We start from the raw sequence: 15,326 nt of genomic DNA on the forward strand, positions 1-15,326 counted from the left end.
CGGTGGAAACTCTCCGCGTTCTGCGGTTCGAAAGGAAACACCGATCTTGACCAACAACGACTCCACCCAGGTGGAGATCCCCAGCGATCTGCGCGCCCTCCGTCTCCCGGAACTCCAGCGCATCGCCTCCTCGCTCGGCATCACCGGGCTCTCCAAGCTCCGCAAGGGCGACCTCATCGCCTCGATCGAGGACAAGCGTCCCGTGACGGACGAGGCACCGGCAGCCCCGGCCGCCGTCGTCCCGGCCGAGGCACCCGCCGCGGCCGCTCCGACCGAGGCCCCGGCCGCGCAGCCGACGCTGCCCGAGCCGGCCGAGGCCGCCTCCGCGACCGAGGCCCCGGCCGAGCAGCCCGCGTCCTCGCGTGCCCGTCGCTCGCGCCGCGCATCCTCCGGCGGCACCGTGAACGCCGCGCCGACCTCGGCCGCCGAGCACACCAACCACGCCCACACCGGCACCGAGGACCTCCTCGCCGGGCTCGACCAGGTGCGCGCCGAGAAGGACGCCCAGGAAGCCGCGCAGACCGGCGGCCAGCGCCGCGGTCGTGGCCGCGGAGCCCAGACCGAGCAGGGCCAGCAGGACCAGAACCGTCAGCAGTCGCAGAACGGCCAGCAGGCCGAGCAGGCGCAGGGCGCCCGCGACGAGCAGTCGGCAGCGTCGGACGACGACGCACGCGACGCCGACGACGCGCAGGACGGCCAGAACGGCTCCGGCCAGGACCAGTCCGACGCCGACCAGCAGGGCGAGGGCGGTTCGCGTCGCGGCCGTCGCAGCCGTGGCCGTGGTCGCGGTCGTGGGCAGAACGCCGACGGCGAGCAGAACGACCAGAACGGTTCCGCCGACCAGAAGCAGGACCAGAAGCAGGGCCAGCAGCAGAACGGCCAGCAGAACGGTCAGCAGAACGGCGGCCAGCAGAACGGCGGCCAGAAGAACCAGCAGGGCCAGCAGCAGAACGGCCAGCAGGACGACAAGAACGACCAGAAGCAGAACGGCCAGCAGAAGCAGGGCCAGAAGCAGACGCAGGCCCAGCAGCAGCAGGCCCAGGCCCAGCAGCACGCCGCCGACGAGGCCGAGAACGGCCGGAGCCGGCGCCAGCGTGACCGCAAGCGCGGCCGCGGCGGCCAGAACGACGAGTTCGAGCCGGAGATCACCGAGGACGACGTCCTCATCCCGATCGCGGGCATCCTCGACGTCCTCGACAACTACGCCTTCGTGCGCACCACCGGTTACCTGCCGGGACCGAACGACGTGTACGTGTCCCTCGGCCAGGTGAAGAAGTACCACCTGCGCAAGGGCGACGCCGTCGTCGGTGCGATCAAGCAGCCGCGGGACAACGAGCAGCAGAGCCGCCAGAAGTACAACGCGCTCGTGAAGGTCGACTCCGTCAACGGGCAGACCGCTGACGAGGCCGCCGCCCGCGTCGACTTCCAGGACCTCACGCCGCTGTACCCGAACGAGCGTCTCCGCCTCGAGACCGAGCCGGGCAAGCTGTCCACGCGGATCATCGACCTCGTGTCGCCGATCGGCAAGGGCCAGCGCGGTCTCATCGTCTCCCCGCCGAAGGCCGGCAAGACCGTCGTGCTCCAGGCCATCGCCAACGCGATCGCCAAGAACAACCCCGAGGCGCACCTGATGGTCGTCCTCGTCGACGAGCGGCCCGAAGAGGTCACCGACATGCAGCGCACGGTGAAGGGCGAGGTCATCGCCTCGACCTTCGACCGTCCGGCAGAGGACCACACCACGGTCGCCGAGCTGGCCATCGAGCGTGCGAAGCGCCTCGTCGAGCTCGGCCACGACGTGGTCCTGCTCCTCGACTCGATCACCCGCCTGGGTCGCGCCTACAACCTGGCGACGCCGGCCTCCGGTCGCGTGCTCTCCGGTGGCGTCGACTCGTCGGCCCTGTACCCGCCGAAGCGCTTCTTCGGCGCCGCGCGCAACATCGAGGACGGCGGCTCGCTGACCATCCTCGCCACGGCGCTCGTGGAGACCGGGTCGAAGATGGACGAGGTGATCTTCGAGGAGTTCAAGGGCACCGGCAACATGGAGCTCCGCCTCAACCGCCACCTCGCGGACAAGCGGATCTTCCCGGCCGTCGACGTCAACGCCTCCGGCACCCGTCGCGAGGAGCAGCTGCTCTCCGCGGACGAGGTGAAGATCACCTGGCGTCTGCGCCGGGCCCTCGCCGGGCTCGACCCGCAGCAGGCCCTCGAGATCGTCCTGCGGAATCTCAAGGAGACGCAGTCGAACGTCGAGTTCCTGGTGCAGGTGCAGAAGTCGGTCCCGACCACTGGTGGCCACCACAACGGTCACCAGGAGTAACGCGTGTTCGAGTCGGTGGCAGGGCTGCTGGCGGAACACGAGGACCTGACGCAGCAGCTGTCGGACCCCGCGCTCCACGCCGATGCGGCCCGGGCGAAGAAGGTGAACCGGCGGTACGCCGAGCTCAACCAGATCAAGTCCGCGTACGAGGCCTGGAAGGCGGCGGGGGACGACCTCGCCGCCGCCCAGGAGCTCGCCCGTGAGGACGAGGCGTTCGCGGACGAGGTCCCGGCGCTCGAGGAGCAGCTGTCGGAGCGCCAGGAGCGTCTCCGCCGGCTGCTCATCCCGCGCGACCCGGACGACGGGCGCGACGTGATCATGGAGATCAAGGGCGGTGAGGGCGGCGAGGAGTCGGCGCTCTTCGCGGCCGACCTCCTGCGCATGTACTCGCACTACGCCGAGTCCAAGGGCTGGAAGATCGAGATGCTCGAGCGGACCGAGTCCGACCTCGGCGGCTACAAGGACGTCCAGGTCGCGATCAAGTCGAACACGACCGACCCGTCCCAGGGCGTGTGGGCGCACCTCAAGTACGAGGGCGGCGTGCACCGCGTGCAGCGTGTGCCGGCGACCGAGTCGCAGGGGCGCATCCACACCTCCACCACGGGCGTGCTGGTGTTCCCCGAGGTCGACGAGCCCGAAGAGGTCCAGATCAACCAGAACGACCTGAAGATCGACGTGTACCGGTCCTCCGGTCCCGGCGGTCAGTCGGTCAACACCACGGACTCCGCGGTCCGCATCACGCACCTGCCCACGGGCATCACGGTCGCGATGCAGAACGAGAAGTCGCAGCTGCAGAACAGGGAGGCGGGCATGCGCGTGCTACGCGCCCGCATCCTCGCGAAGCAGCAGGAGGAGCTCGACGCCATCGCCTCGGACGCGCGCAAGTCGCAGATCCGCGGCATGGACCGTTCCGAGCGCATCCGCACGTACAACTTCCCGGAGAACCGCATCGCGGACCACCGCACCGGGTACAAGGCGTACGACCTGGACCGCGTCATGAACGGTGCGCTCGAGCCCGTCATCCAGTCCGCCATCACGGCGGACGAAGAGGCACGTCTGGCCGCCATCGGCGACCAGGACGCGTGACCGACGACACGGCAGACGGCCTGGAGGCGCGGATCACCTCCGACGGGCCCGTCACGTTCGCCGCGGATCGCCTCCTGCGGGAGGCGACCGCGGCGCTCGTCGGCGCGGGCGTGCCCACCCCGCAGGTCGACGCGGAACTGCTGCTCGCGTGGGCGACCGACACTTCGCGCGGCGCCGTGCAGGCCCGCGCGATGACAGGTGGTGCGATCGCGTCGGAGCACGTCGAGCGGTTCCGGCACGCCGTCGCCCGGCGCGTCACCCGCGAGCCGCTGCAGCACATCACCGGCGAGGCGTACTTCCGGGCGCTGACCCTGGCGGTCGGCCCCGGCGTGTTCGTGCCGCGGCCCGAGACCGAGGGCGTCGTGCAGTTCGGCATCGACGCACTCCGCGCGGTCCCGGTCTCGGAGCCGATCGCGGTCGACCTCGGCTCCGGCAGCGGCGCCATCGCGATCGCCATGGACACCGAGGTGCCGAACGCCGTGGTGTACGCCGTCGAGCGGTCGCCCGAGGCGCTCCCGTGGACCCGGCGCAACATCGACGCCCACGGCGGGACGGTCCGGCTCGTCGAGGGGGACCTCGCGGACGCGCTGTCCGAGCTCGACGGCACGGTGTCCGTCGTCGTGTCGAACCCGCCGTACGTGCCCGACGACGCCGTGCCGATCGACCCCGAGGTCCGTGACCACGATCCCGCGATGGCGCTCTACGGCGGACCGGACGGGCTCGACGCCGTGCGTGCGCTGGCCGAGACCGCGTGGCGCCTGCTCGTGCCCGGGGGAGTGCTCGTCATCGAGCACGCCGAACCGCAGGGCGCCGGCGTCCGCGACGTGCTCGCACGCCGGGGGTTCCGTTCCCCGGAGACGCACCGCGACCTGACCGGACGCGACCGCACGACCACCGCGACCCGGTAGAGCGCGCCGAGCCGCGCCTCCAGGCCGTCCGACCGGTCTACGCGACCGGGGTCGCCGTGCGTTCCTGCGCCGCGACGAACGCGCGCACCTCGTCGCGGAGGTCGGTGTCGCGCTCGACGAGGACGCCGTGGATGCCGACGCTCCGGGCGCCCGCGATGTTCTCCGGCATGTCGTCGGCGAAGAAGGTGCGCTCGGCGGGGACGCCGTGGTGCTCGAGGGCACGGCGGAAGACCTCGGGCTCGGGCTTCCGTGCGCCGAAGTTGCTCGACGTGTCGAGGTGCTCTCCGAACAGCGGCGGCAGCGACGGCGCCCAGCGGTGGATCCACCGGCCGGCCAGCGGACCGTTGTTCGTGAGGAGCGCGACCCGGCCGTGCTCGCCGGCGATCCGCACCGCCTCGATGCGCTCCGGCAGCTCGGTCATCGCGGAGCCGCGGATCCGCGCCCACTCGGCTTCCGGGACGTCGCAGCCCATCGCGCGCTCGAACGCCGCGAGGTACTCGTCCCCGTCGGCGAACCCGCCGGCCTCGGCGCGCTGCTCGTTGCCGCAGTCCCACCAGCGCCGGCGGAGCTCCTGGAACTCGTGTCCGGTGAACTCGGAGAGTGCGGCCATCCGCACCTTCCAGTCGTACCGGACCAGGACGTCGTCCATGTCGAAGAGGAACAGGAGCGGGGGCGCGGAGGTCTCGTTCACGATGTCCACCATTGTGTCGCACTATCATCGTCGAGTCATGGCATCCCGATACGACTGCACCGACTCCGACGGGCTCCTGACCGGGATGCGGCTCGCACGTGCCGCACTCGGACGCGGAGAGCTCGTCGTCGTCCCCACCGACACCGTCTACGGCGTGGCCGCGGACGCCTTCAGCGCGGCCGCCGTCCAGCGCCTCCTCGACGCGAAGGGCCGCACCCGCCAGTCGCCGCCGCCGGTCCTCATCCCGGGGCCGCCGACGCTCGAGGCGCTGGCCAGCGACATCCCGCAGCAGGTGCGGGACCTCGTCGACGAGTTCTGGCCGGGCGGTCTGACCGTCATCCTCCGTGCCCAGCCGTCCCTCGACTGGGACCTCGGCGAGACGCGGGGCACGGTCGCCCTGCGGATGCCGGACTCCCGGATCGCGCTCGAACTGCTGCAGGAGGTGGGGCCGCTCGCGGTGTCCTCCGCGAACTCGACCGGCGACCCGGCCGCGATGGACGTCGACCAGGCCGAGGCGATGCTCGGCGACAGCGTGGCGGTGTACCTCGACGGCGGACCGCTCGAGGTGCACGAGGGCTTCGCCGCCTCGACCGGCTCCACGATCGTCGACGCGACCGGGCTCACCGACGGTGGGAAGCTCCGCATCGTCCGGCACGGCGTGATCTCCGACGACGAGATCACCAGGGTCGTCGGAGCCGACCTCGTCGGATGAAGTACTACCTGCTCGCGGGGGCCATCGCGGCGGTCGTGAGCTTCAGCATGAGCTGGATCGTGTGGAAGCTCGGGCTGAAGTACAAGTGGTACCCGAAGGTCCGCGAGCGGGACGTGCACCGCACCCCGACCCCGCGGCTCGGCGGCATCGCGATGTACATCGGCGTGATCGTCTCCCTGCTGGCCGCCTGGTTCCTGTTCCCGTCCATCGCGGGGACCGACTACTTCCGGCTCGTGTTCTCCGAGCCGAACCGCGTCCTGGCGGTCCTCGCCGGTGCGACGATCATCGTCGTCCTCGGTGTCGCGGACGACATCTGGGACCTCGACTGGATGACGAAGCTGGCGGGGCAGATCATCGCCGCCGGCATCCTGGCGTGGCAGGGCGTGGCGATCGTGTCGCTGCCGATCGGCAACACGCTCGGCGTCGGCTCGTCGTACATGAGCCTGATCTTCACCGTGCTGGCGGTGGTGCTCGTGATGAACGCGGTGAACTTCATCGACGGTCTGGACGGGCTCGTGGCGGGCGTCGCGATCATCGCCGGCGGGGTGTTCTTCCTCTACACGTTCTTCATCAACCGCGTGGTCGTGCAGACGGAGTTCTTCTTCAACCTGCCGTCCCTGCTCACCGCCGTGCTCGTCGGGGCGTGTTCCGGGTTCCTCATCCTCAACTGGCACCCGGCGAAGCTCTTCATGGGCGACGCCGGAGCCCTGCTGGTCGGCTTCCTGATGGCGACGAGCGCGGTGTCGGTCACGGGCAACATCGACCCCGCCGCGGTGCAGACACGTCAGGCGCTGCTGCCGGCGTTCATCCCGATCCTGCTGCCGTTCGCGATCCTGATCGTGCCGATCCTCGACTTCGGCCTCGCGGTCACCCGGCGCCTGAGCGCGGGGAAGTCGCCGTTCTCGGCCGACCGGAAGCACCTGCACCACCGCCTGCTCGACATGGGACACTCGCACTTCCACGCCGTGCTCGTCTTCTACGCGTGGACCGCCACGGTGGCCTTCGGCTGCCTGCTGTTCCTCTTCGTGGACTGGTACTGGGTCGTCGTGTTCGTCGCCGTCGGGTTCACCGCGTGCGCGATCGCGACGTTCGCACCGCTCGGGCGGAAACGCGCCGAGTTCGCCGCGCAGACCGCGACCCGCTCGACCACCGTGGTGGACGCGAGCCTCGACCCGCTCGACCGGGCCGCGGCGTCCCGTGACCGTCCGGTCACCGGGCCGTCCCGCACCGCGAAGCAGCGCCCCGCCAGCACCGACCGCTCGACCTCTGGAGACCCCTCGTGACCGCACCCAACGGCCTCGACCACGTCCGCCCGCTCTTCCGCCGGATCCTCGTCCAGGGGGCCGTCCTCGCGCTCGGCCTGGCCGTCGTCGGGGGAGTGGTCGGCTTCCTCGTGGCCGGCGGCCCGGGACTCGCCGGCGGACTGATCGGCGCGGTGATGAGCGTCGTGTTCTGCGGCCTCACCGCGGTGAGCGTGCTCCTGGCGATCCGGTTCTCGCGGGGCCAGATGATCTCCGGTGCCTTCTTCGGCACGATCATGGGGATGTTCCTCGTGAAGTTCATCGTGTTCATCGTCGTGCTGGTCCTGCTGAAGGACCGCGACTGGGTGAACACGCCGGTGCTCGCGATCGCGATCATCGCCGGTGTGATCGGCTCCCTGGTCATCGACGTGGCCGTCGTCGCCAAGGGCCGCGTGCCGATCGACGTCCCCCTGCCAGGCTCTGCGGATCCTGAGAAGGACGACCCACGCGGCTGAGAGCCCGGGAAGGCTCTCACACCTGATAGGGTTTGTTGCGTCCGCGTCCGGAGCCCCGCTCGGTCGTGACAGCCTCCACACAGTCCACCATCGCGTGCCATGACGTGCGCGCGCCGACACAGGAGACAGCGCTGCTATCCCACGCTCTTCCCCTGTCCCTCACCGCTGCGGCCAACACCGTTGCGGCGGGGAGCAGTAAGGCCGCCGAGTTCCATGGTCCGTCGATCAACGAGTTCTTCCCGGATGCGATCTTCTTCGCCGGGACGCCGTTCGAGATCGACCGACTCGTCATCATCCGCTTCATCGCGGTCGCAGTGCTCCTGGTGTTCGCCTTCGTGGGGACCCGGTCGCTCAAGCTGGTCCCGAGCCGGGGTCAGGCGTTCATCGAGTACGGCTTCGACGTCGTGCGCCGCAACGCCTTCGACAACCTCGGCGAGAAGGACGGCAAGCGGTTCCTCCCGCTGCTGTCGACGATCTTCTTCGGCGTACTGTTCATGAACCTGACGGGTCTCATCCCGTTCCTGAACCTGCAGGGCACGAGCCGTATCGCGATGCCGATGCTGCTGGCCCTGATCGCGTACTTCGCGTTCATCTACGCCGGCGTCCGCAAGCACCCGGGCACGTTCTTCCGCAACGCCCTCTTCCCGCCCGGGGTGCCGTGGTACCTCTACATCATCGTGACGCCGATCGAGTTCGTGTCGACGTTCGTGCTCCGTCCGGTCACCCTGACGCTCCGACTCCTGATGAACATGGTCGTCGGGCACCTGCTGCTCGTCCTGTTCTTCTCGGCAACGTGGTTCTTCTTCGTCGAGTCGCACAGCCTGTTCTCGGTGTTCGGCGTCGGGACCCTTGCCTTCGGCATCGCCTTCAGCTTCTTCGAGATCCTCGTCGCACTGCTCCAGGCGTACGTCTTCATGCTCCTCACCGCCGTCTACATCCAGCTGGCGCTGGCCGACGAGCACTGATTCCTCACTGACCCCCTACGGGGCCGGCATCCGTCGGGCCCGCACCTCGAAAGGAAAACACGTGGACGCAACGACCGTTCTCGCGGCAATCAACGGCAACATCGCGACGGTTGGCTACGGCCTCGCAGCGATCGGCCCGGCCATCGGCGTCGGCATCGTCGTCGGCAAGACGATCGAGTCCGTCGCCCGCCAGCCCGAGCTCCAGGGCCGACTGACGACCCTCATGTACATCGGTATCGCCTTCACCGAGGCCCTGGCCTTCATCGGTATCGCGACGTACTACATCTTCGCGTAAGGCTCCTTGATGCAGACCGCACTCATCCTCGCGGCGGAAACAGCGCACAACCCGCTGATCCCCGAGTGGTACGACATCATCTGGTCGGCGGTGGCCTTCGTCATCATCTTCCTGGTGTTCTGGCGTGTCGTCACGCCGCGCATCACGAAGATGCTCGATGAGCGCACCGAGGCCATCGAGGGTGGCATCAAGAAGGCGGAAGCCGCTCAGGAGCAGGCCGCCGCCGCACTCGACGAGTACAACAAGCAGCTCGCCGACGCGCGTGCCGAAGCGTCTCGCATCCGCGAGCAGGCTCGGGCCGACGCCACGGCGATCGGCAACGAGGTGCGCGAGCAGGCCTCGGCCGACGCTGCGCGCATCACGGCCAACGCCCAGGCGCAGATCGAGGCGGAGCGCCAGAGCGCGCTCCAGTCGCTCCGCTCCGAGGTCGGCTCGCTCGCGCTCGACCTCGCGTCGGGTGTCATCGGTGAGTCCCTCAAGGATGACGCCAAGGCCACTGCGGTCGTCGACCGCTTCCTCGCCGACCTCGAGTCGTCGCAGGACGCGCAGGCGTCGCAGGCAGAGACGGAGCGCTGAGCATGCGCAGCGCCACCAGAGAAGCACTGTCGTCCACGAGGGCGGTGCTCGCCGATCTCGGCGGCAGCGCCGACCTGGCGACCGGTGCTGAGATCCTCGCCTCCGGGCGTGTGATCGCCGGTGCGTCGCAGCTGCTCGGGCTCCTCGCGGACCCCACCGCGGACACCGTCGGCAAGAAGGTCCTCATCGACCGCGTCTTCGCCGGACAGTCCACGGCAACGCGGGCGGTCCTGACCGCGGTCGCCGGCTCGCGCTGGTCGTCGCACCAGGACCTGCTGGCCGGCATCGAGGACGCGGGCGTCCGCGCCGTCGCGGCCACGGCCGAACCGGGCACGCCGATCGAGGCCGAGTTGTTCGCCTTCGAGACCGCCGTCCGCTCGGACGCTGGTCTCGAGCTGGCGCTCGGCACGAAGCTCGGCAGCCCGGCAGAGAAGAGCGCGCTCGTTGAGCGTCTCATCGGTGCCAAGGCCTCGGTGCAGACCGTGACGATCCTGTCGGCCCTGGTCCAGCAGCCCCGCGGCCGCCGGATCGGTGAGCTCGTCCGCGACGCCTCGCGCATCGTGGCCGACCAGTCCGACAAGCTCGTGGCGACCGTCATCACCGCGACCGAGCTCTCGGCAGCGCAGGCGGCCCGTGTCGCACGCGGTCTGTCGGAGCGGTACGGCAAGGACATCACCGTCAACCACGTCGTCGACCCCGCGGTCGTCGGCGGGGTCCGGGTGCAGGTCGGCGGCGACGTCATCGACGGCACCGTCTCCACGCGCCTCGCCGACCTCCGGCTCCAGCTCGCCGGCTGAGCGTACGGTCGTACCCGCCACCCCAAGTCCACAACGGGAACTGTCCCCACCGGGCAGCATCACCCTCTCGGAGCCGAAGGGCCCCGGAAAACCACAAGGAAAATCCCATGGCAGACATCACCATCAGCCCCGATGAGATCCGTGATGCCCTGAAGGACTTCGTCTCGAACTACGAGCCGACGAAGGCCTCCACGGCCGAGGTCGGGCACGTCATCGACGCGGGCGACGGCATCGCACACGTCGAGGGCCTCCCCGGCGTCATGGCGAACGAGCTCATCCGCTTCGAGGACGGCACGCTCGGCCTCGCGCAGAACCTCGACGAGGACGAGATCGGCGCCATCGTGCTCGGCGAGTTCGCCGGCGTCGAAGAGGGCCAGGAAGTCACCCGCACCGGCGAGGTCCTCTCGGCTCCCGTCGGCGACGCCTTCCTCGGTCGCGTCGTCGACCCCCTCGGCGCCCCGATCGACGGTCTCGGCGAGATCGCCGCAGAGGGCCGTCGTGCGCTCGAGCTCCAGGCTCCGGGCGTCATGTCCCGCAAGTCGGTGCACGAGCCGCTGCAGACCGGCATCAAGGCCATCGACGCTATGATCCCCGTCGGCCGCGGTCAGCGTCAGCTGATCATCGGCGACCGCCAGACCGGCAAGACGGCCATCGCGATCGACACGATCATCAACCAGAAGGCCAACTGGGAGTCGGGCGACGAGGACAAGCAGGTCCGCTGCATCTACGTCGCCATCGGTCAGAAGGGCTCCACGATCGCCTCCGTCAAGGGCGCGCTCGAGGACGCCGGAGCGATGGAGTACACCACCATCGTCGCCGCCCCGGCCTCCGACCCGGCCGGCTTCAAGTACCTCGCCCCGTACACCGGCTCGGCCATCGGCCAGCACTGGATGTACCAGGGCAAGCACGTCCTCATCATCTTCGATGACCTGTCGAAGCAGGCCGAGGCCTACCGTGCGGTGTCGCTCCTCCTGCGTCGTCCGCCGGGCCGCGAGGCCTACCCGGGTGACGTCTTCTACCTGCACTCCCGTCTGCTGGAGCGTTGCGCGAAGCTGTCCGACGAGCTCGGCGCCGGTTCGATGACGGGCCTCCCGATCATCGAGACGAAGGCGAACGACGTCTCGGCGTACATCCCGACCAACGTCATCTCGATCACCGACGGCCAGATCTTCCTGCAGTCGGACCTCTTCAACGCGAACCAGCGTCCCGCTGTCGACGTGGGCATCTCGGTGTCCCGCGTCGGTGGTGACGCCCAGGTGAAGTCGATCAAGAAGGTGTCCGGCACGCTGAAGCTCGAGCTCGCGCAGTACCGCTCGCTCGAGGCGTTCGCGATGTTCGCGTCCGACCTCGACCAGGCGTCGCGTCGTCAGCTGGAGCGCGGTGCGCGTCTGACCGAGCTCCTCAAGCAGCCGCAGTACTCGCCGTACCCGGTCGAGGAGCAGGTCGTCTCGATCTGGGCCGGCACGAACGGCAAGCTCGACGAGGTCCCCGTGCCCGACGTGCTGCGCTTCGAGTCCGAGCTGCTCGACCACCTGCGTCGCAACTCGGACGTGCTGAACACGCTGCGTGAGACGAACCAGCTCAGCGACGACACCGTCGCCGAGATGGAGAAGCAGATCGACGAGTTCTCGAAGAGCTTCCAGACGAGCGACGGCAAGACGCTCGGGTCCGAGCAGTTCGAGGCCGCCTCGGCCGACGACGTCGACCAGGAGCAGATCGTCAAGGGTCGTCGCTAGATGGCAGCACAGGTCCGGGTCTACCGGCAGCGAATCCGCTCCGCGACGACCACGAAGAAGGTCACCCGCGCGATGGAGCTGATCTCGGCGTCGCGCATCCAGAAGGCACAGGCGCGCATGGCCGCGTCGGGTCCGTACTCGCGGGCCGTGACGCGTGCGGTGTCGGCCGTGGCGACGTTCTCGAACGTCGACCACGTGCTGACCACCGAGCCGGAGTCGTCGACGCGTGCGGCCGTGGTGCTGTTCACCTCGGACCGTGGCCTGAACGGCGCGTTCAGCACGAACGTCCTCAAGCAGGGCGAGGAGCTCGCCTCCCTGCTCCGCAGCGAGGGCAAGGACGTGGTGTTCTACCTGGTCGGACGCAAGTCCGTCGGGTACTTCGCGTTCCGTGAGCGTGCGTCGGAGCAGCAGTGGGTCGGCAACACCGACCTGCCGGAGTTCTCGACGGCGAAGGAGATCGGCGACGCGGTCGTGTCGAAGTTCCTCCAGGACACGGCCGAGGGCGGCGTGGACGAGATCCACATCGTCTTCAACCGGTTCCTCAGCCTCGCCACGCAGGAGCCGCAGGTCGTCCGTCTGCTCCCGCTCGAGGTCGTCGACGGGGTCGAGGCTCCGTCGAACGACGAGCCGCTCCCGCTCTACGAGTTCGAGCCGGACGCCGACGCGGTGCTCGACGCACTGCTCCCGGTCTACATCGAGAGCCGCATCTTCAACGCCATGCTCCAGTCGGCTGCTTCCGAGCACGCCGCCCGGCAGAAGGCCATGAAGGCGGCCAGCGACAACGCCGATTCGCTCATCCGCGACTTCACGCGTCTCGCGAACAACGCTCGACAGGCCGAGATCACCCAGCAGATCTCCGAGATCGTCGGCGGCGCCGACGCCCTCTCGTCGAAGAAGAAGTAGTCGTCCGCGCAGCTCGCGGACAGAATCCCTCAGGAAGGCACCAGCCATGACCGACACCGCCACCACCGCGGTCGAGACGTCGTCGGCGCCCGGTGTCGGCCGGATCGCCCGTGTCACGGGCCCCGTGGTCGACATCGAGTTCCCGCACGACGCCATCCCCGAGATGTACAACCTCCTGTTCACGACGATCACCATCGGTGACTCGTCGCAGGAGATCGGTCTCGAGGTGGCGCAGCACCTCGGCGACGACCTCGTCCGCGCCATCTCCCTGAAGCCGACCGACGGTCTGGTCCGTGGCCAGGAGGTCCGTGACTCGGGCGCTCCGATCTCGGTCCCCGTCGGCGACGTCACCAAGGGCAAGGTCTTCGACGTGCTGGGCAACGTGCTCAACACCGACGAGAAGCTCGAGATCACCGAGCGCTGGCCGATCCACCGCAAGGCCCCGGCCTTCGACCAGCTCGAGTCCAAGACCTCCATGTTCGAGACCGGCATCAAGTCGATCGACCTCCTCACGCCGTACGTGCAGGGTGGCAAGATCGGCCTCTTCGGTGGTGCGGGCGTCGGCAAGACGGTCCTCATCCAGGAGATGATCCAGCGCGTCGCGCAGGACCACGGTGGTGTCTCGGTGTTCGCCGGTGTCGGCGAGCGCACCCGTGAGGGCAACGACCTCATCGGCGAGATGGAAGAGGCGGGTGTCTTCGACAAGACGGCCCTCGTGTTCGGCCAGATGGACGAGCCGCCGGGAACGCGTCTCCGCGTGGCCCTGTCGGCGCTGACGATGGCGGAGTACTTCCGCGATGTCCAGAAGCAGGACGTGCTCCTCTTCATCGACAACATCTTCCGCTTCACGCAGGCCGGCTCCGAGGTCTCCACGCTGCTCGGTCGCATGCCGTCCGCGGTGGGCTACCAGCCGAACCTCGCCGACGAGATGGGTGTGCTCCAGGAGCGCATCACCTCGACGCGTGGTCACTCGATCACCTCGCTGCAGGCGATCTACGTGCCGGCTGACGACTACACCGACCCGGCGCCCGCGACCACGTTCGCGCACCTCGACGCCACCACCGAGCTCTCGCGTGAGATCGCGTCGCAGGGTCTCTACCCGGCGATCGACCCGCTGACCTCGACCTCGCGGATCATGGACCCCCGGTACCTGGGTGCTGACCACTACGAGACGGCGACGCGCGTCAAGCAGATCCTCCAGAAGAACAAGGAACTGCAGGAGATCATCGCCATCCTCGGTGTCGACGAGCTCTCCGAAGAGGACAAGATCACGGTCGAGCGCGCTCGTCGTATCCAGCAGTTCCTCTCGCAGAACACGTACATGGCGAAGAAGTTCACGGGCGTCGAGGGTTCGACCGTCCCGCTGAAGGACACCATCGAGTCCTTCCGCGCCATCGCCGACGGCGAGTTCGACCACGTGGCCGTGCAGGCCTTCTTCAACGTCGGTGGCATCAACGACGTCGAAGAGAAGTGGGCGCAGATCCAGAAGGAGAACCGCTGACATGGCGGCACTCACCGTGAGCGTCGTCTCGGCCGACCGCGAGGTCTGGTCGGGCGAGGCCACCATGGTCGTCGCTCGCACGACAGAGGGCCAGATCGGCATCCTCGCGGGACACGAGCCGCTGCTCGCGACCCTCGCGCAGGGGCAGGTCCGCATCACCCGAGCCGACGGCTCGACGGTGGCGGCGGACGCCGAGGACGGCTTCCTGTCGGTCGAGCACGACACGGTCACGATTGTGGCGCGGCAGGCCGCGCTGGCGTCCTGACCGGACTGACCGTCCTCCTCCCGCCTTCGGAGACGAAGCGGGAGGGTGGGGACACGGAGCGCACGCTCGACCTGCGTGCGCTGTCGTTCCCGGAACTGGCCGACGAGCGGGCCGCGGTGATCACCGCGGCCCGCTCCGTCAGTTCCGAGGAGTCCACCGCTCGGACGGCTCTGAAGCTCGGTCCGAAGTCGATCGCCGAGCGGTTCCGCAACCTCTCGCTCGAGACCTCGGGCACGATGGCGGCGATCGACCGCTACACGGGCGTGCTCTACGATCCGCTGGGCGCTCCCGACGCGGACGCCGCGACGCGCACCTGGTGGTTCGAGCACGTCGTCGTGCAGTCCGCGATGTTCGGACCGATCGGCGGTGGTGACCCGGTGCCGGCGTACCGGTTGTCGCACGACTCGCGGCTCGGTTCCCTCCGGCTCGCGGCACACTGGCCCGCTCCGTCCTCGCGGGTCCTCGGGGAGCGCGTCGCGGGTGGCCTGGTGCTGGACCTCCGGTCGGAGGGGTACCGGCAGCTCGGACCCGTGCCCGGCGCGGTGGTGCCGCGGGTCGTGAGCGTCGACGGCAGTGGTCGCCGCAAGGCGCTCAACCACTGGAACAAGACGGCGAAGGGTCGCCTCGTTGGACTGCTCGCGCGCACCGGCGCGGAGGTCTCGACGGTGGGGGAGCTGCTGTCCTGGGCGACCGCCAACGACGTGCGCTTCGAGGCGCACGACGACGGGTGGGACCTCGTGGCTGAGAGCCTGGAGCCGGTCGCCGCCTGACCGGCGGTCCCGTTTCCTCCTCCACAGGGGCGGGCTGCTGGCGCGCGG

The 15,326-nt window shown here is 69.2% G+C and carries 16 protein-coding genes; 15 read left to right on the forward strand and 1 reads right to left on the reverse strand.

The features are described from left to right. Positions 1 to 46: 46 nt before the first annotated feature. From rho to prmC, 3 genes are read left to right on the forward strand one after another with little or no spacing between them, the layout of a single operon-like run. On the forward strand, positions 47 to 2,317 hold the full coding sequence (gene rho, locus BLT36_RS14240; RefSeq protein ID WP_092096142.1) for a transcription termination factor Rho: 2,271 nt from the start codon (positions 47 to 49) through the stop codon (positions 2,315 to 2,317). A 3-nt stretch (positions 2,318 to 2,320) separates the two neighbouring features. Then, on the forward strand, positions 2,321 to 3,403 hold the full coding sequence (prfA, locus tag BLT36_RS14245) for a peptide chain release factor 1 (RefSeq protein WP_092096143.1): 1,083 nt from the start codon (positions 2,321 to 2,323) through the stop codon (positions 3,401 to 3,403). A 32-nt stretch (positions 3,404 to 3,435) separates the two neighbouring features. Continuing rightward, positions 3,436 to 4,311, forward strand: a complete 876-nt coding sequence (gene prmC / locus BLT36_RS14250) for a peptide chain release factor N(5)-glutamine methyltransferase (RefSeq protein ID WP_092096524.1) — start codon at positions 3,436 to 3,438, stop codon at positions 4,309 to 4,311. Between the two features lie 37 nt (positions 4,312 to 4,348). Here prmC and BLT36_RS14255 read toward each other — a convergent pair whose 3' ends face one another. Beyond that, positions 4,349 to 5,002, reverse strand: coding sequence for an HAD family hydrolase (locus tag BLT36_RS14255; protein ID WP_254787666.1), 654 nt, complete (start codon positions 5,000 to 5,002; stop codon positions 4,349 to 4,351). A 37-nt stretch (positions 5,003 to 5,039) separates the two neighbouring features. Between BLT36_RS14255 and BLT36_RS14260 the strand changes: the two genes are divergently transcribed. The 12 genes from BLT36_RS14260 (at position 5,040) to BLT36_RS14315 (ending at position 15,278) form a co-directional block, all read left to right on the forward strand. Further along, positions 5,040 to 5,714 (forward strand): L-threonylcarbamoyladenylate synthase, encoded by a 675-nt coding sequence (locus BLT36_RS14260; RefSeq protein WP_092096146.1) that lies wholly within the window; start codon positions 5,040 to 5,042, stop codon positions 5,712 to 5,714. Continuing rightward, entirely contained in the window at positions 5,711 to 6,997 is a 1,287-nt protein-coding gene (locus BLT36_RS14265; protein ID WP_139166481.1) for an MraY family glycosyltransferase, read from the forward strand. Before BLT36_RS14260 ends, BLT36_RS14265 begins: the two co-directional genes overlap by 4 nt. Beyond that, a complete protein-coding gene (locus BLT36_RS14270; RefSeq protein ID WP_092096148.1) occupies positions 6,994 to 7,470 on the forward strand; it encodes a Cg1360 family ATP-synthase-associated protein in 477 nt (158 codons plus the stop codon). The genes BLT36_RS14265 and BLT36_RS14270 overlap by 4 nt, the downstream gene beginning before the upstream one ends. Positions 7,471 to 7,622: 152 nt before the next feature. After that, on the forward strand, positions 7,623 to 8,435 hold the full coding sequence (atpB, locus tag BLT36_RS14275) for a F0F1 ATP synthase subunit A (protein ID WP_254787692.1): 813 nt from the start codon (positions 7,623 to 7,625) through the stop codon (positions 8,433 to 8,435). 61 nt (positions 8,436 to 8,496) lie between these two features. After that, positions 8,497 to 8,730, forward strand: coding sequence for an ATP synthase F0 subunit C (gene atpE, locus BLT36_RS14280; protein ID WP_092096151.1), 234 nt, complete (start codon positions 8,497 to 8,499; stop codon positions 8,728 to 8,730). Positions 8,731 to 8,739: 9 nt separating this feature from the next. After that, entirely contained in the window at positions 8,740 to 9,306 is a 567-nt protein-coding gene (locus BLT36_RS14285) for a F0F1 ATP synthase subunit B (RefSeq protein WP_092096152.1), read from the forward strand. Between the two features lie 2 nt (positions 9,307 to 9,308). Next, positions 9,309 to 10,103 carry a F0F1 ATP synthase subunit delta gene (locus tag BLT36_RS14290; RefSeq protein ID WP_092096154.1) on the forward strand — a complete coding sequence of 265 codons (795 nt, stop codon included), beginning with the start codon at positions 9,309 to 9,311 and terminating at the stop codon, positions 10,101 to 10,103. A gap of 107 nt (positions 10,104 to 10,210) precedes the next feature. Beyond that, complete coding sequence (atpA, locus tag BLT36_RS14295; protein WP_092096155.1) at positions 10,211 to 11,839, forward strand: F0F1 ATP synthase subunit alpha; 1,629 nt, start codon at positions 10,211 to 10,213, stop codon at positions 11,837 to 11,839. After that, on the forward strand, positions 11,840 to 12,742 hold the full coding sequence (locus BLT36_RS14300) for a F0F1 ATP synthase subunit gamma (RefSeq protein WP_092096157.1): 903 nt from the start codon (positions 11,840 to 11,842) through the stop codon (positions 12,740 to 12,742). 46 nt (positions 12,743 to 12,788) lie between these two features. Beyond that, positions 12,789 to 14,243, forward strand: coding sequence for a F0F1 ATP synthase subunit beta (atpD, locus tag BLT36_RS14305; protein WP_022905457.1), 1,455 nt, complete (start codon positions 12,789 to 12,791; stop codon positions 14,241 to 14,243). A 1-nt stretch (position 14,244) separates the two neighbouring features. Further along, complete coding sequence (locus tag BLT36_RS14310) at positions 14,245 to 14,508, forward strand: F0F1 ATP synthase subunit epsilon (RefSeq protein WP_092096158.1); 264 nt, start codon at positions 14,245 to 14,247, stop codon at positions 14,506 to 14,508. 5 nt (positions 14,509 to 14,513) lie between these two features. Beyond that, positions 14,514 to 15,278, forward strand: coding sequence for a YaaA family protein (locus tag BLT36_RS14315; protein WP_254787693.1), 765 nt, complete (start codon positions 14,514 to 14,516; stop codon positions 15,276 to 15,278). The last annotated feature ends 48 nt before the right edge of the window (positions 15,279 to 15,326 follow it).

The sequence above is a fragment of the Curtobacterium sp. UNCCL20 genome, assembly GCF_900101675.1.
Classification (GTDB): domain Bacteria; phylum Actinomycetota; class Actinomycetes; order Actinomycetales; family Microbacteriaceae; genus Curtobacterium.